This window comes from Luminiphilus sp. nBUS_16 (genome assembly GCF_051201645.1).
Classification (GTDB): Bacteria; Pseudomonadota; Gammaproteobacteria; order Pseudomonadales; family Halieaceae; genus Luminiphilus.
Map to the genome: position 1 here is coordinate 3,149,058 of NZ_CP179205.1, position 19,397 is coordinate 3,168,454.

Below are 19,397 nucleotides of genomic sequence, written 5' to 3' on the forward strand. Positions count from 1 at the left end.
CAACCCGCTGAGGAGCGAGCTTATGGGATTGAACACGAGGGTTTTCACGGGGCTACTGTTGACGGTAATGCTTTTCGGCCCATCGATTTCGGTTGCCCAGGACAGTGGTCGACCCGACAACCTGACCCTTGAATCCTTTCAATTCGGGCCTATCAACCGCTGGGCTTTCAGCCACATGCGGGAAGTGATTCCTACGGTAAATATCCCTCGTGACCCGACGCAATTTCTTACCCTTAAAAACAGTGAAGACATCGTTAAGGATTTTTCCGTTGAATTTCAGGGGCGTCAGCAGGCGATTGATAACATCGCTGAGCAGCAGTACATCGATGGCCTGCTGATTCTCAAAGACGGTGACATAATGTTTGAGCAGTACTACGGCAGCCTCAAGCCCGAACTGCCGCACTTAATGAATTCTGTGTCCAAGTCTGTGGTTGCACTGGTTGCGGGAAAACTCGCGGCACAGGGGGTCATTGACCTCGATAAGCCGGTGGCTCATTACGTCCCCGCCCTCGCCAAAAGCGGCTATGCTCCCGACTCGCTGCAAACTGTGCTCGACATGCGTGACGGGTCTGACTACACCGAAGATTATCCGGATTTCACCACCACGTTCAGACTTCAAGACTGCGCCATCGGCTGGACAGATGCCGATTACTGCCCAGAAGGCGGGCCGACCAGCCTTTATGCATTTCTTCCAATGATTGGACGGGATGAAGCAAAACTGGGCAAATTCAGCTACCGGTCGGGCTCGACGAACGTCATTGGCTGGGTGCTTGAAGCGGCAACAGGGCAACCGTTGGCAGAGCTCATTTCGCAGCATGTCTGGCAACCCATGGGTGCTGAGTTCGATGCCAACATTACGGTGGACGAGGGCGGCTTTGTTTTGGCCGATCATGGTATGAGCTCGACGCTGCGTGATCTCACTCGTTTTGGGCTCCTGGTTTTGAACGACGGCAAGGCACTGGGCAAGGAGGTCATTCCTGCACCCTTTATTCAGGACATATTGGCACAGCAAGGTGACCCCAACTGGCCCTACCCTGCGCCGGAAGGCTACACGCCGTCCTACCGATCATTTTGGTGGGGGGAGGGAAATTCAGGCGGGGACGTCAGTGGCTATGGCATTCACGGTCAATTTGTACGGGTGGTGCCCGAGGCCGATCTTGTAATTACCCTATATTCGACCTGGCCCCGAGCCGACGGCAATGGAGAATCCCACGGTTGGGGTGCTACGGCTGAGCTCATGGAGGCGTTAATCGCTAAATTTCGATGACTTCCGGGCCCATTTCTCGACCGTGCGTGCGGCGCTTCATGCCGCCTTCTTGCAGTTAAAGGGCAAACCTCAAATGAAAAGCCATGCGTGTTGAGGACAGCTCCCAAACAGCGCTGCAGCGAAACCCGATCAGCGGATCGATCCACACAGATATCAGTACAGCGGTAGGGCCTGACTAGACGTCGACATAACGCTCTTTTACGAGATTTAATATGGCCTGCTTGACTGCAGATCTGTCCTTCTCCCAACGTCGCCCCCGCCCCACAAAGAGTGACTCTCCCTCCACCAGAGTTAAGAGCATGAGGGATTCTGCGCGAGCATTAACGACACCCTTCGCTGCCATAAGAGTCTCTAACTTCGCCAAGAACGTGGCATAGACCTCTTCTAACAAATCGGATACCAGGGGCTCTACCTGCTCCATAGCCCACAGCTGAGTCCAAAGCCGGTCATTGAATAGCTGCTCTGATGTGCCAACCTGCTCATCGAGCATAAATTCAACCATACTCATAATAGAAGGAATTTCACTGGGTCCTCCCGGGGCACTGAATGCAGAAGTGATCTCAGCCTCAATGAAATTCACCAAGGCAGTTAGCAGTGCATCCCAGGTCCGAAAATGGTATTGCAGTGCACCCAACTTCAAACCACTCGCCCGGGCCAAGGCCCGCATGCTGAGGCTGCTGTAGCCCTCGTCGACAATGAGTTTTATTGCTTCGCGCAAGATCTCTGTTTTTCGATCGGCCTTCATATCAGGTTTCTATTATTTTGCTCTCGGCTTAATTGGCATGATCGCCACTGTGCGCCCGAGTATGCCTTACTCGCGGCCTGATATGCACCATGCCCCCCACAAGCCCTAAATAGAAACGCTAGGTTGAGGCTTTAGGCAGCCAGTAAATCCCTAGGAGAAAATCGATAGCCAGTTCCGCGAACGGTTTGAATGAGGTCACTGTATACAGGGTGGGCGTTCTTCAGAGTTTTCCGAAGACGGCGAATACTTACGTCAACAGTGCGCGCATCCACACAGGCGTTATTACCCCAAATCTGCTGGAGTATTTGTTTGCGTGCATGGGCCCGCTCGGGGTGCAGCATGAAAAACTTCAATAGGTTAAATTCCGTGGGCCCTAACATCAGAATCTGTGAGCCCAAGGTGACACGACGGTTATCAGGCTCCAGCACTAAATCTCCAACGCGCAGCTGATGGTTATCGTCATCATTTTCAGCGTGTCGAAAAATAGTTCGTATACGAGCGAGAAGCTCTTTTAAGGAAAACGGCTTTGTAATGTAATCGCGTGCGCCCATATCCAGCCCCTGAATAACGTCCTCCTCACGGGCTTTCGCGGTGACCATAATGACCGGCAAGGACTGTGTCGCTTCCTCTTTTTTCAACCGGCTGAGTAATTCAATGCCACTACCACCGGGGAGCATCCAGTCGAGCAAAACCAAATCGGGATCTTGGTCATTTATCAGCCAGTAAGCCTTTTGAATATCAGCCGCTTCCAAAACCTCGAATCCCTCGGTCTCCAGGGCAAACCTCAGCATATCTCTAAGGTCAGATTCATCATCGACAACCAAGATTTTTTTCATAGCCATAAGTCTTCCTTCATTAAGCTAACGCTGGCAACAAAGCCATCATCAACCGGTCTAACGCACCCCTATTAACGACCCATGCTCAATGTGGGCCTTTGCAAAACCGTGTTATCTGGGGCGCAACGAAACCCGCGACAAGGCTCATAGTGAGCCCGGTACAGTCCAGCCAGCCCACCAGAGATCCGACCCGTCAGGATCCACAGCGCCAATGTAATCCGTTGAATCAAGGTAAGTACCATCGGCAACCGACTCAGGATAAGCGCCGTTAATAAGGTCCCAATCCAGCGGCTCCAAGCCAATTGCCTCGGGGGCTTGGGAGCTGAGCAGAGCATCCAATTCGGCATTGGTCTCAACTACCGTTGTGGTATCGAAGCTCACGTTGGAACCTGAGAGTGTGCCGTGCACTCCCTCGCCCTGACCGCAGTCCTGGATCCAGTTATTAACAACCAATGCAGTACCGGCGAGAGCCTCAGAACCAGAGCCGTCGACATTAATACAGGTATCAACAACCGTCTGGGAGGTACCGGCGACCGTCACTATGGTGTTGTGGAAAAAACCACCCGAGCGCTTTTTAAAGTTCAGGCTATAGGTTGCCCGATCAGCCACCTTGTCATTGATAATCGTGACATTTGCCAGTGTTGGCTTTGACAAAAAGCCCTCTGATGAACCCTCGGTATCCATTTCAAAGGCTTCACCTTTTGAAGCGCCTTGCTTGACGATGATGTACTGAAGGTTGCCCTGATAACCCTCATCCCAATCCACGGAATCGTCATTGTTGTTGGTGAAGACGCCGTGCTTAACGTTGACGTTGCCACCATAAAACTCGATGCCATCATCAGAGTTGCCATGCACCTGAATGTAATCCATCTCCGTACCGTTACCCACGGCTACCAGCGAGATACCGTTGATTTCATTACCCGTAGAGAATTCATAGCCACCTTCCGCAACCACCACGTAGCGCAGTACACCGCTACTGTCATTCGGGTCATAGCCACCCGCAAAACCTGACTCTCCTTCGGAGTCGATATCGCAATAGCTGCCACCTTCACTACACTCGTTGTGTTTTCCATAGCCGTGCATGATCAGCCCGCCCCACTCACCGGATCCGTCGAGGCCTTCATCATCGGAGGAGAATACGATGGGTGCAGACTGGGTGCCCATCGCCATAAGCTTACTGCCGCGGGTGATCACCAAGTTAGCAAAGGTACCGGTTTTGCCCAGCACTTTTACCCCTGGCTCAATAGTCAAAGTAACGTTGCGGACTGAAGACCCATCGGCCAGCGTCCCATCGCCATTGATCTCCAGTTGGCCATTACCGTTACCGACGGTAACCCGGCCTTCCATGAGGTAGTCCACACCCGCAGTCAACGTCAGGTCAGACGAGACAGTGGGGGGCAGCAGGCATAGACCGCCTTCCAGTTCATCCGTACCTGAAGGACAGGAGGCCACGGGAAGGCTAGGATTACCAACGCTGCCTGCAATGGTCCAATTAGCCCACCAGACATCGCTGCCATCGGGGTTGACCGCACCAATAAAGTTCGTCGCATCAAGGTAGCCTGCGTCGGCCACCGATTCCGGATAGGCACTGTTAACTGCCGCCCAATCGATCGTATTGGACAATACCGCCGCAGATGCCTGAGAAGCGAAATTATCATCGAGCTGTGCCGCTACTGCCGCAATGGTGCCGTTATCCAAACCCGCTACGTTTGCCAGGGTGCCGCGATCGCCAGATCCCGAGGCACAATCCTGAATCCAGTTGTTCAGAACCAGCGCCTCACCCACCAGCGCCTGTGAACCCGAGCCGTCAACATTGACGCAGGTGGTCAGAGCGGTTTCAGAATCAGGCGACACGGTGACGATCGTGTTGTGGAAAAAACCAGCCGAGCGCTTCTTAAAGTTTAGGCTGTAGTCGGCTCGGTCGGCTATCTTTTCAGCCACTACCGTCACGTTTGCAAGGGTTGGCTTAGAGAGAAATCCATCGGAAGACCCCTCGGTATCCATCTCAAAGGCCTCTCCCTTGGACGCACCCTGCTTAACAATAATGTACTGCAAGTTGCCCTGATATCCCTCGTCCCAATCTACCGAGTCATCGTTGTTGTTGGTGAAAACACCGTGCTTCAGATTGACCGTACCGCCATATAACTCGATACCGTCGTCTGAGTTGCCATGCACCTGAACGTAGTCCATTTCTGTGCCCCGGCCCACGCCAACCAGTGAGATGCCGTTGATTTCATTGCCGGTAGAAAATTCATAACCGCCCTCGGCAACGACCACATACCGCAGGACACCACTGCTATCATCGGGGTCATAACCACCCGCAAACCCCGACTCGCCCTCAGCATCGATGTCGCAGTAACTGCCCCCTTCCGCGCATTCATTGTGCGGCGCATAGCCATGAATGATCAGGCCGCCCCATTCGCCGGAGCCGTCATAGCCCTCATCGTCGGAGCTAAAGATAATCGGCGCGTCTGCGGTACCCGCTGCCAGAATTTTGCTACCCCGGGTCACGAGTAGATTGGCAAATGTGCCCGACTTGCCTAAGACCTCAACCCCGGCCTCAATCGTCAATGTCACCGATTGAACATCCGCACCATCTGCCAAAGAGCCATCACCGTTACTTTCCAGCTGACCATTACCGTTACCCACGGTCACGCGATCCGTCATTAAATACTTAACCCCTGCCGACAGCGTCAAGTCTGTCGAGATGGTAGCGGGCAATTCACACAGCCCTTCGCTGACTTCAGACGTCCCTTCAGGACAGGACACCGGGGTTTCGCCACCCGAGTCACCGCCGCCCGAGTCACCGCCGCCCGAGTCACCGCCACCATTGCTCGGTGGTGCCTCAATGTTGATGGTGGTGTTATCGCCGTCAGAGCAAGCGGCAAGAAATGTCACCAAAACCGCACTAATAAGGTGTAGCTTGATACTTCTCGTCATAATTTTTTCATCTCTGTGAGAGTCAATGTGATGGGCTTAGAACTGCCAATCAAAACCCAGCTGAACAGAAGAACCTCGACGGTAGACTTGGAACACCTGCCCGCCTTGGCTGTACTTCACTTCCTCATCCAGAAGGTTTTCTAGCTTTGCCTTCAACGTGAGGGAGTCGGACATGTTGAACCGGTAGACCATGTTGAGATCTAGCCTGGGCTCAAGAAACACATCGGGTTGTCCGGATACGCCGACATCGGCGATTGATTTACCGTTTTGATTCAACAGCAGCGTCAATTGATGTCCCGCGCTTATGCTGTCAAAACCAAAGATAAGGTTGGCGGTGTACTCGGGCTGACCCTGAAGGGCACGAGCTTCCTGATTCGCAGCGCTGACTTCAGATTCAATAAAGGCACCGTTAAAAGCCACAAATAAGCTCTGGTCGTAGCCGTCACCCAAGGCAAATTCAAACCGGCCATCGACCTCAACACCGAACAGCTCTCCGCTATCGGAATTTTGAAATGTTCGTGAATTACCGGCTGAACCCGATGCCGCCTGCACCACCCGCTCAATCGGCTTGTCCATGTCTTTGTAGAACAAGGCAACCGATACGCTGTCCATTTCTGACAGGTACCATTCCCAACGTAAGTCTGCGTTGAGAATGTCGGAAATTTCCAGGAATGGATTGCCACGAACACGAACATTGAATTCGTTGTCGTAAAAGGTCGCATTAGCGGCTTCTTTAAAGTCTGGCCGCGCTACGGTTTGAGAAACGGCGAATCGGACTTGCTGCGAATCGGTCACGAACCAGTTGACGCCAAGGCTGGGTAAAAAGCTGTCCTCGTCAATAACTGACTGAACGGCACCTCCACTCCCCTGCAGTGAGAACGTATCTGTCATCTGCTTGTAAGTTTCGTAACGGCCACCCACAACCACCTGCCAGGACGCGTTGAAGGTGTGGTCATACATGAGAAACGCGCTGTTGTACTCCAATTCAGCGTCATAGCTGTCTGAAGCGAGGGTTTTATCAACAAACACCAAACCGGAATTGGAGTCGTTGGAAATACCACCTTCCGTAGCGGATCCACATTGGGGGTTAGACGACGTGCTGTCACAGCTATAAACCACATCGGAAACCAGCAGATTGCTGCTGCGGAGCAAGTCATCCCGCACTTGATTAACGTTAAAACCGTACGTCGCGCTCTCTGAGGTACGCTCCCGAAAAATAAGCTGAATACCTGTTGAAAGTCTGCCGAAGCTCTCTCCGGCGTCAAACACGTCCCAGCCAAGCTGAGCCGAAACGTCGATATTGTTGTCAACCAGATCGTCGTAGCGGCGGATGATGGTGCCCGGCTCCAAAATAAAACCGTTAAACAATTCTGACTGCTGATCATTGGGTTGCTGAAAATCGTATTGAGACTTCAATACCTCTGGATCAGTCGCGCTAGAAGTGGCCGAAAAGTCGTACTCCCGGCGATCAGGGGCGTAGCGATCGGCCTGACTTGCGGTCGCCTGCCACTCCAAGGAAACAGAACCCATATCGTTTAAAAAATGCGATCCCGCGAGTTGTGTCGACAGGTACTGCCGCTCTTCCCACTGAATGGTTTGCCGAAGCAATGCCTGAAACTCATCGCCCTCCTGACCTACCGATCGCTCTAACTGGCTTTCGGTGACACGAGAGGCCACGGTGTTCCACTCGAAGGTGTGGTCGCCTACGTTCCAACCCACTGACAAAAACCCATTGAACTGTATGGTGTTGGTGTATTGCCGATAGAGAAAGTTGTCTGCAACCTCACCCTGTGATTCGTAGGTGTAGCGTTCCCCATCGTCGCGCTTACTCCAGTCGTTGGAGTAGTTCATGGCGGCATAAACGCCCACTTCAGAAGCATCGAGAAGAAACAGGTCGCCAAAGTTGAGGCCCATTTTTCCGCTGGGTGCCGCTGACTCAAAACTGGGGTCAAAACCCTCTTTCATCAGCAGGGCGCCTGCGCGGCGCAGTTCACCGGCAGTGGCTTCGTCCAAGGTAAAGACCTGGCCCGTGTTACTGTCAGTCGCCTCACCCGAATTCAACATGCCCGAGATTGCCGCCAAGGCAGAATCCGGACTTCTAGCGCCGTCATCCCATCCCAATTGGTCAAAGTCGCCCTGAAGGGCATCGACGAAAACCGTTTCCCCGGTCAAATCGGTGGTATAGCCGCCCTGAATACTCATGCCTAGAATGCGCTCATCCGGGAATGTCTTGGTGTTAATCGCGAGGTTGCCCCCGGTAGATTCGCCCGGCATGTGAGTGAGAAAAGTCTTTTTTACATCCAACTGATTCACAAAATTGGAGGGGAATAAGTCCAGAGGGACAGTGCGTTTAGAAGGATTGGTAGACGGCATAGTGGCGTTGTTCAACGTGGCGGAGACATAACGCCCGCCCAGACCACGAATGAACACGTATTTGTCGTCTTGTACCGATACCCCCGGCACTCTAACCACCGAGGCAGCCACATCTGAGTCGGCAAACCTAGCCAGCATTTCAACGCCAATTGTGTCAACGATATTGGTCGTGTCGCGCTCACTGAGCTCAAGACCCGCAGGGTCGAAGCTTGCGATGACGATGACCTCTTCAAGGGTCGGTGCGGCCACCTGCATCATCATGGCCGACTCATCGATTTTGAGCACCACTGAGCGAGTGAGCCCCCCCACGACACGGAGGTTGGCAGTTTTTTCAGCTACCTGAGTGCGATAACGCCCCCTTGGCAACGTGATACTGGCCTCTCCAGCGGAATTGGTTTTTAGTGAGGCGCCGAGACCAGCAATATAGACAGACTCGTTTGAAGCGACCGAATCGCCCTGCAATACCCGAATATTGAGAGAGCCTTTAGCCGCCGATTTACGCTCAAGCACACTTTCTGTTTGCGCGTAAACATCGAGAAATGTCTCACCGGTCTCAACCTGAACTACAGCATCGACCAACTGCCCAGCTCCTGAAGCGAACCGCGCAGTAATTTCGCCCTCGTCAGCTCCTACCGTAATGACGTGCGTGCCTTGCCCTGAAACATCCACCAGAAGCGAGCCATCTTCGCCAGTCTTTCCGACTCTGTTCTGGTCTAACTGTATTTCAGTGCCCACCGCTGGGTTATCACCGGAAAATACATAAATGAGAAGCTCATCTGCCGCCAGAATGGGGGCTGCTGGCAACAAGCAAACAAGCAGTGTGGCAACGATTGAGCGTCGTGTGGTTGGCAAGAAAAACATTTAAACCCCTAAAAATTGCATGCAGACAACCTGTCAATTGCGCAAACTTTAGGGTTCGAAAGTGAAATTTTTGTGACGCTATCTTTACGGTTTTTTGAATTATTTATTACGCTTTTGTGACAACAATCAGGTAGGCAAGGCACTCACGCGCCTGGCGCGGAAGACCCGATAAAAAAATATCTCTCCAGCGACGCACACCATTGGAAGGTCGCTGCCTGGATCCAAATACCGCTTTTAATAGAGTATTTCCATGCTGCGCTATTGGTATAACCGCAATTTCAACCGCCGCTAAAAAGCCAAATAAACAGCGCCGTTGAAGTTTGTCAGGCCGTACCGGGCATCAGGAAGCCCTAGCTTCCAAAATCTACGGTCAGCAGCAAGCGCCTTGCGCCTGCGGCAAGGCTTGGCGAGCGGTGTACTAACCCACCATTCTCATTGCCAATCCATGCCTCACCTTTTAGCAAAGCAATGTCGCCCGATCTCATCGTACGAATGTCATCGGCTGATTTATAAAGCCCTAAGTCGGAGTCAGGCAGTCCGAGATAACCCATGCCTAACTTGGTACGATCAATCCTTTCCTGCGGCAGCCACTCAGTCGCTCGACCTGAATAAGTAGTGACGAGGCGGCAGGGCACCTTATCAACATGAAAGCGTGGACACATGGCCTCGTTAAGAACGGTTAAACGCAAACCCGCGCGCTTTAAATCAAACAGAAAACAAAACATTTCCACGATTTCAGCAACATCTTCGGCTAAGGGACCTTGGTAGTTTTTTGGCAGCGCCTCACTAACACCCTCGTAGGCCTTAGCAGGTGTTGTCATTAGGCTCATCCCAAATGCTGGAGCTAGCTCCAGCAGCTGCTCTACAGAACAACGCAGCGGCTCAGGGAGTTCCCGGTGCCAATTCGCAATGTTTACATCCTCTTCATAGATCGCCGAGAGCACCGCTACGTCATTGCCCGCTACAGCACGCCGATTTTTGGCGGTGTCGCTGCCCTTTCCTGCCGTATAGGGGGTTGCTGGGGTCATTGGATTAGTCACGACGGCTGCTCCCATTGAGGAAAGGGGTCGGTCTTGCATGGCTTATTACTCCACCCTTACGGGGTTTTACTCATTTAGCAGCACCGCCTGAAGCAACGGCGCGAAACTCCTTTTTGATATGGTGTATCATATCATTTTATGGCTGGCTTAGGTACCAAGTTTGCAACCCTATGCCTGCAGCTGAGGGACGAAAAGCGATGGGCTCGAAGGTCACAGCAGTCAATGTTATTGCCGGGTTCCTGGGTGCCGGAAAGACTTCCGCTATTTTGGGCCTGCTATCTCAGAAGCCAAAACACGAAACCTGGGCGATCATCGTTAACGAGTTTGGTGAAATTGGTATCGACGGCAGCTTGCTTCGGGCACAGACAAAAAACGAAGACGTCGTTGTTCTTGAAGTTACAGGTGGGTGTATGTGCTGCTCTGCGGTGTTGTCAATGGATTTGGCCCTGAGTCAAATTCTGCACCTCGTCGCCCCCGACCGATTACTGATTGAACCCACGGGGCTGGGCCATCCTATTGAGATTCTGGAAACACTCAGCGCTGAAGCTCACAGAAATACCCTATCGATTCAACAAACCGTTGCCGTGGTTGACGCCCAAGTGTTGTCCTCGGGCACTAACGCTCAACACCCAAACTTTGATCAACACCTTGCGATTGCCGATCTTATCGTGGCTAACAAATCAGATCTCTGCGCACCGGCTGACTATGACTTGTTACAAGATTACGTCCGCGAGACTTTGGGCAGCCGAGCAAAAATAATCGCGGCAACTTATGGCAACGTTGATATTGGTCAGCTTGAGGGCAACACAGACTGGAGGTCGATAGGCCCCCAAATCCGCCAACCTGATCGCGAGGCCTCGCTACCCGAAGACCAGCCGCTTCCAGAATGTGGCTTTCTCCGAGCGGAGAATCAGGGTGAAGGTTTTGAAAGCACGGGGTGGCGCATTCACCCTGAGATGATCTTTCGCTATGCCGCGTTATTTGCGTTCTTGCGCAGGCTGAACGTCGCTAGGATGAAGGCTATTTTCATCACTGAAAAAGGAGTTTTTGCCTACAACATGGTCGGTGGCGTACTTCAGGAGTTGCCCATTGACGACTGCATGGAGTCGAGGATCGAAATTATTGCTGAGTCTATCGATGCCAATTGGGAAGACCGCTTGCTGGGCTGCCTTATAAAGAAAAACGCTTAACGCCCATCACGCGCCGCGTTCATAAACGGAAGGTAGCGGCCTCCCAAGGAGGCCCCTGCATCATTGAGTCTTTACGTTAATTGTCAGCACAGCAACTACATACGGATCCTAAAACCCGCCTCGATCGTGCGACCCGCCCGGGGTGCCATCTGAGCGATAAAGGATGTATGCAGTCGTTGTTCCTCGTCGGTCAAGTTGAGTCCGTTTAAGAACAGATCGACATCTGTTGATCCAAATGCCAATGCGTAGGACAAGTAGAGCCGCAAATCGTCAAAACTCTCTGTGGGCAGCTCGTTAACGGCCACATCTGACTGACTTGATACCGTGCGCCATGACGCTTCGGCCTGAAAAGGACCCTGCGTGAAATTACCCGTGAGGGTCCAGCGCTGCGGAGGAATTCTGGGTAAATTGCGATTCGCCCTCTCCTCTAAGCGTGCTTCAACCAAGTCAAAAGCAGCGCTGACGGTGAAGGCTCCTTCCGACCAAGACATTGCGGTCCAAGACGCCTCAGCTTCCATGCCATGAACCGTTGCATCATCTTGCGACCATTGCAGAACAGGCAATTCGTCATCCTCGAGACCCGTATTGGCTTCGTAAATGAAGTCGTTGAAGTCCGTCAGGAAAGCACCCAACGCCCAGCTCACGGAGCCCGACGAAAAGCGAAGATTTGCCGATACATTCTTGGCGGTTTCTTCATCCAATAAAGGGTCACCGATCTCAAAAGTCTGAGTCGCCAAATGCGGGCCGTTGCTGTACAGCTCCTCGGCTATTGGCGCGCGATTAGAGTAATCAAGCTGGCCACTTAAGGTTAAGGAATCTGACAGGGGCACAATTAGGCCTAATGATGCAGAACCAAGATTAAAATCTCGTGCCCGACCCTCACTAGGGTCGTGCTCTACCTTTTCATAGCGTAGGCCCGTTTCAAGACTGACATCACCCAAGCTCTTTTGACCCACCCAAAATAAACCGAGCGATTGGGTATCGACTGGCGGGACGAATGCCTCTTCGCCAAGGGCTGAGAATTTACGGTTAGAAATTTGCAAACCTGCAGCACCTTCAAAGCCAAGCATTGCATAGTGGGTAGCTTCTAACCTTGCTTCCCAGGCTTCGGTTTTGAATTGAGTACCACCTTCTTCACCCTCAACCTCAGTGTGCTCATAGTCGTTATAACCCATGCGCACATTTACATTACGAATGCCGGGGAAAGGAGCCTCTAAACCGCCCTCAACGTCGATTCGGGTTTGGTTCAGATCAAGAATGGGGGGCATTTCTTCTTCGCCATGCCCCTCATGCTCGCCCTCATGCTCATCGTCATCATGTTCATCTTCGTCGTGTTCACCCTCGTGCTCGTCACCGTGCTCTTCGTCGTGATGATGCGAGTGACCGGGCAACCCATACTCACCCTCATACGTGGACACCGCGACGCCCAAAAAGCCGGTATCTCCAATGAAGGATAGACCAAAGCTGCCACCCTGAACTTGCATTTGGCTACCAGGAAGAGTGCCGAAAGCCTCCTCCTCACCTTCGTGCTCATCATGGCCCTCGTCATGATCGTCGTCGTGGCCTTCATCGTCGTGGTGCTCTTCACCATGGGCTTCACTGGCCCGCTGCAACGAGGACTCGGCATAGCCGGGGATATCGTATTCGTCAGCATCACGGTAAAAGCCGTCGACGTGGAATGCGAAAGCACCTGCACCACCCTCAATACGACCCGCCCCTGCGCGCTGGCTAGCATTGTCGGACCCTCTGACCTCCAAGTCCGCCGACATAGCCTCAGGTAATCTGTGGGGAATTCGACCCGTGTGAATGTCAACAACACCGCCGATAGCGCCGCTGCCGTAAAGCAAGGTGCTCGGTCCTTTCAATACTTCAATAGATTGAGCAGCAAATGGCTCAATTGTCGTAACGTGGTCGGGACTTGATATCGACACATCAAGGCTATCGATTCGGTCTTCCATGATTTTTACCCTGGGCCCACTCAAACCCCGAATAACGGGCCGGCCAACGGCGGGACCGAAACTAGCTGAATGGACACCCGGAATCACGCTGAGCGTATCGCCAAGTGAAGCAGCGAGGGCTTTATTGAGCTCATCGCCAGCCAATACTGTGACGGGTTGTGACAGGCCCTCAGCTGACAGCGGGTGTGAGCGAACAATAACTTCTTCGAGGGCGGCATCTGACTCGGTTTGGCTCAGCGCTTCACCAGCCACAACAAGTAGACCCAGACAGGACGCAAGTCCCGTCCAAACATTAAGTTTGGATTTCATTAGAGAGTTCCTAAAAATTAGATGAGATAAGCCCAATCGGACTTAGACGTTACGATGTCCTGAGTGACGCGCACGGCGGTGCGCGCACCATGGCGACTGAACGTCTGCCAGGATGGCCCGGGGCCGAGAAAATTTTAGAGAAGGGGTGAAACTTGTCGCCACCTGCTGCAGCAGAGGCGTTTGGGGTGATAGATAGCTCGCCAGCGCCGCCCTCACACAGCTCACAAAGCTCCTCGTCACAAAACGGATCGGCTTCATGAGCAAGGGTCGTGGCTTGTCCAGCGACCAACGCAACCGCCAGCAGCAGCAACGCGATACCGCGCAGCGGCATCAGCCATCGGGGGCCGCGGTTGTATTGGTGTAGGTGAAAGCTTGAAGACATAAAGATATGATACATCATATCTTTTATTGATGCAAAATGGATCCTAGAGGGTTGTGCCCGCTATGAGTCACACTCGCAGTGTTTAGCCTGTCGGCACATTCGAAAATTGATGAGATGGCTACCAAACACCAACAGCGCGCCAACGACGGTGAGCACCTTTTCACCTATCTCCCCAACAAGATCGTGGCCGAGGGTTGCGGATGCCACCAAAATCAGTAAACCCGTGAACCCAACAACCAGTATTCGATAGCTTTTGTGCTCCCGACAACCCAGCGATAAAGCAATGGCACTCACAGGAATGGCAAGAAACACCATGGTGGTGTGAAACAGCTCATCGGTTAACGCTACGGCTAATGCAGATGGATAAATGGCGAGCAGCGCTGGCAGCGCCAAACAATGCAGCATACAGAGCGAGGACAAACCCATGGCGGTTTTGTCAGCCAAGGGCTTGGGCGTTGTTGTTAAGCTATTCACGGATTAAAAACTCGAGTTTATTTACAGTTGGAGCAAGTGCCAGACACTTCTAGCTGCTTGTCGCTCAGGTTAAAGCCAACATCGGCAGCAACACGCTCTATGGCTGAGAGGGTTTCTGAGGTCACATCAACCTCTTGAACCCGCGTACAGTCATTACAAATCAGAAATTGGGGGCGCGTAAAATGGGTGTGGTCACAGCTGATGTGAGAGCAGGCGATGTATTTATTCGTGGTACTGAGTCTGTGTACCAGCGACTGCCCCTCTAGAAACTCCAATATCCGGTAGACCGACATGGCCGGCATCGCGGTCTCACCTTGCTGGTTACACAGCTCCGTCAACTCGTAGGCAGACACTGCTGCATTACACTCCAACAAAGCCGTTAACACCTGTCTTCTGCGCTTGGTCAGCTTTACGCCATTGTCTGCGCACTTCTGTTCCGCACTTAAAATTATGTCCACGGTCGCCCTACATTCCGTCTACTTGAAAAGCCCGAGGCAGTGATGATACAGAGTATCATGACTGATTGCACAGCCCAATAGTGGCCGAGGTGCCCTTAGCAATCGTCATACCCGCGTCACAGCCTGCAGAATGGGCAAAATGTCGATTTACGCTTGGAAAAACGCCGAGGTTAGGCGCTCTGATGGCGTGCCGACCCGCTACGTGCCATGGTTTGCACCGTTTCGATAAGCTTGGGCACATCGTTGAATTCTTCAATGAGTGATGCCAGCTGCACCGTGCGCTTTTTGTAGTGCAAAACGGCGGGCAGTATAGGCACTCCGGCTGCGGTCGCTATCCTAGCGAAGCCCTGCTTGAATTCTCCCGAGCCTCCCCGGGTGCCCTGTGGGGTCACCCCCAACACCAAACGTGAACGCCGACTGAACTCAGCACGCATTTGTTCCACCAGCCCCTGGGCGCTACGACGGTCAACGGGTATGCCTCCTAGCCCGCGCAATATTGGGCCCAATGGAAACCAAAACAGCGTGTGCTTCATCATGAAACTCGACTTCAATCCCAGAGACCAAAGAACGGCAATCGTTAGAATAAAATCCATATTTGAGCTATGGGGGACTAAAGCGACGACAAATTTGGGGCGATTTGGAAACTCACCGTTGATACGCCAGCCGAGAATTCTCAGGGTCGATCGGCCGATAAACCGAGTCAACGGATTGTAGACCTGAGGTAGTTGGTCACCAAGATTTTGCCACTTCATTATTATTGAGCTCCTAGGCATCACAGCACTCGAACACAACCTATGCCAGCTCATCTCAGAACCATCTAGCCTGACGATTTACTCTGTGTCTTGGCCCAAAGTATAGAGCCATGTCATGGCTTTGCGTAGGTTGGTGAGGAAAAAATTTCACCCCCACGGTCTGTCGCAAAACATCTTGGTTTTGGGAAATTCAGCATCATTGGGCTGGCGCCATAATATGGGGTCATCTGCAGTTATTTGCACCGCAATGCCCAGGGCATCGATACAACAAATCGCTTTAAGGTGAATACAGGCTGAGCTTTTTTGGTAAGAAGAACACTTGCCATTGGCTACAAAAAACGCCCGCCTACACGCCAGTCAAATGCGCCACATCGCGCCTTCAACCCTATGGCTGAAATTGAGCGCTAAGCATTTCAACTAACCCCCTTTTAGGCATTACACTAACTGGGTGAATACTCCAGATTATCAAGAGCTCTATGACAGAGCCTGCGAACGCAAAGGCGGGAAGGCTGCCGTGGAAGCAATGCTTCCGAAGGTCGCTAGCAAAAAGCAGCTTACAGCTCTGGGATCCGATCGTTATTTGGCGGAATTTACCCGAAAGGTCTTTCAGTCGGGATTTGTCTGGCGAGTTGTCGACAAGAAGTGGGACCACTTTGAAGAGGAGTTCTGGGGCTTCGACATCAAGCGCCTGCTGATGATGCCCGACGATATGCTCGAGCGGAAAGCCAGCAACCCCGCGATCATTCGTAACCACAACAAAGTGAAAACCATCCTTACAAATGCCGCCATGATCGCCGATACCGAGCGCCGCGAGGCTAAGAGTTTTGGCGCCTTCATCGCCAACTGGCCCGAAGACGATGTGATTGGCCTTTGGCTTTACCTTAAAAAACAAGGCAGCCGTCTGGGAGGCAACACCGGCCCCTATGCTCTGCGCACTCTAGGTGTCGATACTTTTTTACTCACCGCTGATGTCGAAGGCTGTTTGCGCAATCACGGGGTTATTGATTCCGGCATCACCAGCCAAAGAGCACTGCGAGCCACACAAACATTTTTTAATGAATTGCGCGATCAATCCGGCAGAAATCTTTCTGCCCTCAGCCGCATTGTGTCATTCGGGTATGGTCAAAACAGAGCGGGCATAACCGGCTCCTAAAGTTGGCCTGTCTCGCAATTTTGGCCATTTCTTCACACCCGGGCCAACGGCTGCGCTGAACATAAACCTCCACTGACGCTACGCCTTTAACACCGTCAGCTCCACCTCAGCCATTGCCTCATGGTCAGTGCTGCTGAATACAACGTGCTCATCCTCCATGACGCTCTGTAATGACATATTAGGGCCAGCGAAAGCACTTAAGGTTTGTAGGGACTGGTCCGATATCTGGACGACTCTCAAGTTACTGAAACGCGCCAGCGCAGTCCCTTGCTTCGACCACCAAACGGGCACTGAGCGATCACCATAGACGTACAACACAACACGATGTGCACGACCGCTGGCTTTACGAATTCGACTTTCATCGGGGGTGCCTAGGTCGACCCAAAGCTCAATATCATCGGTTAAGGACTTTTGCCATAAATCGGGCTCATTGTCGGTACTGATGCCACGACCAAACTCCAAACGCTCGTGAGCATGCAAAGCGAAAGCAACCACCCTTAACATCATGCGTGCTTCAGTCTCCGAAGGGTGACAGGCAATGGTCAGTGGGAACTCCTGATACACGTGCCGATCCATATCGGTTACGTTCAGCCTGGCTTTGTAGATGCTGGATTTAATAGCCATGTTGAGTCCTTTGATACTTGAGTGATAAACGGCTTGCGCTAAAAACCTGCCTGATTTAGTCGCACTTATTTCCCAGTCAAACCTTTGTCGTAGGAAGCCCTAGCAAGATCAATTGCCTCAAGGTTATCGACCGCCCAGTACCCCAGCGCATCGACGGCTGAATGAAATGATAGGCCCATCTCGCTCAACGCATATTCAACCCTCGGTGGTATCTCCGGGTAGTGTGTTCGAATCACCAAACCATCGCGCTCTAAAGCCTTAAGCGTCACACTCAACATTCTTTGGGAAATACCCAGCCGGTGCTTGAGCTCGTTAAAACGCGAGGCGCCATTGCGCGCCATGGAGATTACAAGCAAGACACTCCAGCGATCACCCACTCGGGCGAGTACCTGATTGATTCTCCCGAAAACGGGGCAGAATTCTGACTCGGACATGGTGTTTCCTTTCTTGCGGTTTCTTGCTCGCGGTTCCTTCACGGTAACTGAGGCTTAAAAATGTGACGTCTTGCGAGACCCAATAGTTACTTGTATAAACCCAGTGTCAAAAATATACCATTCTTTGTGACGGCCCGGTAAGGCGCACCTCCATCGGCACAATCGGTATTAAAGGCGATAAGGGTCTCTTCTTAATGTCGGGGGATCACACCAAAATCCATCGATTAATAGATCGGGAAATACACATGACGTCCTCAGCATCTCCTTTGTTCCAACCACTAGAGCTACCCAATGGCGTCGTAATCCCCAATCGCCTTTGTAAGGCAGCGATGGAAGAAAACCTTTGTGATGAGGGTCAACTCCCTGGCGATCGCCTATATGAACTTTATCGCCGCTGGGCCGAGGGTGGTGTAGGCCTAACGCTTACGGGCAACGTAATGGTTGCAGCCGACGCTATGACCGGCCCTGGGGGTGTCGTATTACAAGCAGAAACCGATCTAGCACCGTTTAAGCACTGGGCAAAGATGGGAACACCCCCCGGCGGACAACTCTGGATGCAAATTAATCATCCCGGGCGTCAGGTTTATGAGGCCATGGGGGAACCTGCCCTATCGCCCTCCGATGTGGCACTGGATATGGGTAATTTATCCAAGCTATTTGCACAACCTCGCGCAATGACCGAGGTCGAAATTGAAACGCTGATTGAACGCTTTGCCATCACCAGTCACAAAGCCCAGTCCGCAGGATTTACCGGAGTTCAGGTCCACGCTGCGCACGGTTATCTCATCAGTCAATTCCTATCCCCGTTAAGCAACCGAAGGACCGACCAATGGGGCGGTGACATCACCAATCGCTCGCGCATTCTGATCGAGGTCATCAAGCGTATCCGGGCGGTTGTTGCACCTAATTTTTGCGTTTCAGTGAAACTCAACTCCGCGGATTTTCAAACCGGCGGATTCAGTCTGGCAGACGCCATCGCTGTGGTGGAATCATTGAACGGACTCGGAGTTGATCTGGTGGAGTTGTCAGGGGGTAGCTACGAGAGCCCTGCCATGCAGGGCCGAGTTGCCGAAAAAGAGGAAGGTAAATCGGAATCGACCCTGCGTCGAGAAGCTTATTTTGTTGATTTCGCGAGAGAAGTAGCCGCCGTCGCAACAATGCCAATTATGGTGACTGGGGGTATTTTGCGCCGCTCAGTCGCCGAAAACGCATTGGAGAAAAATGAGGCCGGTTTTGCAGTCGCCATGCTAGGCATAGCGAGAGGCATGGCATTTCAACCTGATTTGCCCAATCGATGGCGCGCTGGCGAGTTAGATATCGCCCTGCCTGAGGTCAATTGGAAAAATAAAACCTTTGCCGCTCTCGCGGTAATGGCCGTGACAAAGGTGCAACTGAATCGGGTCGCTGCAGGAAAACCACCAAAAAAGGAGGTGAGCCCTTTTTGGTCACTTTTAGCGGATCAATTCAAAACCAAACAAAAAACCAAGCGCTACCGTAACTGGCGCAATCAATGACTCCGCAGCAAACGGAGAAAAACGGTAGCATTGCGAACCTTTAATTTAGACGCAGGAACGCTAGCTCGGTAACATTGTGGCTTACCG

Annotated in this window: 16 protein-coding genes; 4 read left to right on the forward strand and 12 right to left on the reverse strand. The window is 52.4% G+C overall.

Annotated features, from left to right (window positions below; translation table 11 throughout):
• Positions 1-22 precede the first annotated feature (22 nt).
• On the forward strand, positions 23-1,267 hold the full coding sequence (locus ACMAY6_RS13995) for a serine hydrolase domain-containing protein (RefSeq protein WP_435212811.1): 1,245 nt from the start codon (positions 23-25) through the stop codon (positions 1,265-1,267).
• Positions 1,268-1,442: 175 nt separating this feature from the next.
• On the opposite strand, the gene ACMAY6_RS14000 is transcribed toward ACMAY6_RS13995, so the two are convergent.
• The 5 genes from ACMAY6_RS14000 to ACMAY6_RS14020 all read right to left on the reverse strand — a co-directional run bounded on the left by ACMAY6_RS14000 (position 1,443) and on the right by ACMAY6_RS14020 (position 10,101).
• Positions 1,443-2,012, reverse strand: a complete 570-nt coding sequence (locus ACMAY6_RS14000) for a TetR/AcrR family transcriptional regulator (protein ID WP_435212813.1) — start codon at positions 2,010-2,012, stop codon at positions 1,443-1,445.
• Positions 2,013-2,143: 131 nt separating this feature from the next.
• Positions 2,144-2,854 (reverse strand): phosphate regulon transcriptional regulator PhoB, encoded by a 711-nt coding sequence (gene phoB / locus ACMAY6_RS14005; protein ID WP_435212815.1) that lies wholly within the window; start codon positions 2,852-2,854, stop codon positions 2,144-2,146.
• A gap of 138 nt (positions 2,855-2,992) precedes the next feature.
• Complete coding sequence (locus tag ACMAY6_RS14010; RefSeq protein ID WP_435212816.1) at positions 2,993-5,788, reverse strand: hypothetical protein; 2,796 nt, start codon at positions 5,786-5,788, stop codon at positions 2,993-2,995.
• Positions 5,789-5,824: 36 nt separating this feature from the next.
• Positions 5,825-9,022: a TonB-dependent receptor domain-containing protein gene (locus tag ACMAY6_RS14015; RefSeq protein ID WP_435212818.1), complete on the reverse strand. Its 3,198-nt coding sequence runs from the start codon at positions 9,020-9,022 to the stop codon at positions 5,825-5,827.
• A 350-nt stretch (positions 9,023-9,372) separates the two neighbouring features.
• A complete protein-coding gene (locus tag ACMAY6_RS14020) occupies positions 9,373-10,101 on the reverse strand; it encodes a DUF1826 domain-containing protein (RefSeq protein ID WP_435212820.1) in 729 nt (242 codons plus the stop codon).
• A gap of 131 nt (positions 10,102-10,232) precedes the next feature.
• Between ACMAY6_RS14020 and ACMAY6_RS14025 the strand changes: the two genes are divergently transcribed.
• Complete coding sequence (locus ACMAY6_RS14025) at positions 10,233-11,252, forward strand: CobW family GTP-binding protein (RefSeq protein WP_435212822.1); 1,020 nt, start codon at positions 10,233-10,235, stop codon at positions 11,250-11,252.
• A gap of 95 nt (positions 11,253-11,347) precedes the next feature.
• On the opposite strand, the gene ACMAY6_RS14030 is transcribed toward ACMAY6_RS14025, so the two are convergent.
• The 5 genes from ACMAY6_RS14030 to ACMAY6_RS14050 all read right to left on the reverse strand — a co-directional run bounded on the left by ACMAY6_RS14030 (position 11,348) and on the right by ACMAY6_RS14050 (position 15,585).
• Entirely contained in the window at positions 11,348-13,519 is a 2,172-nt protein-coding gene (locus tag ACMAY6_RS14030) for a TonB-dependent receptor (RefSeq protein WP_435212824.1), read from the reverse strand.
• Positions 13,520-13,568: 49 nt separating this feature from the next.
• Positions 13,569-13,901: a hypothetical protein gene (locus tag ACMAY6_RS14035; protein WP_435212825.1), complete on the reverse strand. Its 333-nt coding sequence runs from the start codon at positions 13,899-13,901 to the stop codon at positions 13,569-13,571.
• A 60-nt stretch (positions 13,902-13,961) separates the two neighbouring features.
• Entirely contained in the window at positions 13,962-14,375 is a 414-nt protein-coding gene (locus tag ACMAY6_RS14040; RefSeq protein ID WP_435212827.1) for a MerC domain-containing protein, read from the reverse strand.
• Between the two features lie 17 nt (positions 14,376-14,392).
• Positions 14,393-14,833, reverse strand: coding sequence for a Fur family transcriptional regulator (locus ACMAY6_RS14045; protein ID WP_435212829.1), 441 nt, complete (start codon positions 14,831-14,833; stop codon positions 14,393-14,395).
• Positions 14,834-15,003: 170 nt separating this feature from the next.
• Positions 15,004-15,585, reverse strand: a complete 582-nt coding sequence (locus ACMAY6_RS14050) for a lysophospholipid acyltransferase family protein (RefSeq protein WP_435212830.1) — start codon at positions 15,583-15,585, stop codon at positions 15,004-15,006.
• A 448-nt stretch (positions 15,586-16,033) separates the two neighbouring features.
• Between ACMAY6_RS14050 and ACMAY6_RS14055 the strand changes: the two genes are divergently transcribed.
• Positions 16,034-16,738 (forward strand): DNA-3-methyladenine glycosylase I, encoded by a 705-nt coding sequence (locus ACMAY6_RS14055; RefSeq protein ID WP_435212832.1) that lies wholly within the window; start codon positions 16,034-16,036, stop codon positions 16,736-16,738.
• A gap of 78 nt (positions 16,739-16,816) precedes the next feature.
• Here the strand turns inward: ACMAY6_RS14055 and ACMAY6_RS14060 are convergent, their stop codons facing one another.
• Together ACMAY6_RS14060 and ACMAY6_RS14065 are read right to left on the reverse strand one after the other, a co-directional pair.
• Positions 16,817-17,362 (reverse strand): YaeQ family protein, encoded by a 546-nt coding sequence (locus tag ACMAY6_RS14060; RefSeq protein ID WP_435212834.1) that lies wholly within the window; start codon positions 17,360-17,362, stop codon positions 16,817-16,819.
• 65 nt (positions 17,363-17,427) lie between these two features.
• Positions 17,428-17,796 carry a winged helix-turn-helix transcriptional regulator gene (locus tag ACMAY6_RS14065; RefSeq protein ID WP_435212836.1) on the reverse strand — a complete coding sequence of 123 codons (369 nt, stop codon included), beginning with the start codon at positions 17,794-17,796 and terminating at the stop codon, positions 17,428-17,430.
• 245 nt (positions 17,797-18,041) lie between these two features.
• On the opposite strand from ACMAY6_RS14065, the gene ACMAY6_RS14070 reads away from it, so the two are divergent.
• On the forward strand, positions 18,042-19,310 hold the full coding sequence (locus tag ACMAY6_RS14070; protein ID WP_435212838.1) for an NADH:flavin oxidoreductase/NADH oxidase family protein: 1,269 nt from the start codon (positions 18,042-18,044) through the stop codon (positions 19,308-19,310).
• Positions 19,311-19,397: the final 87 nt, after the last annotated feature.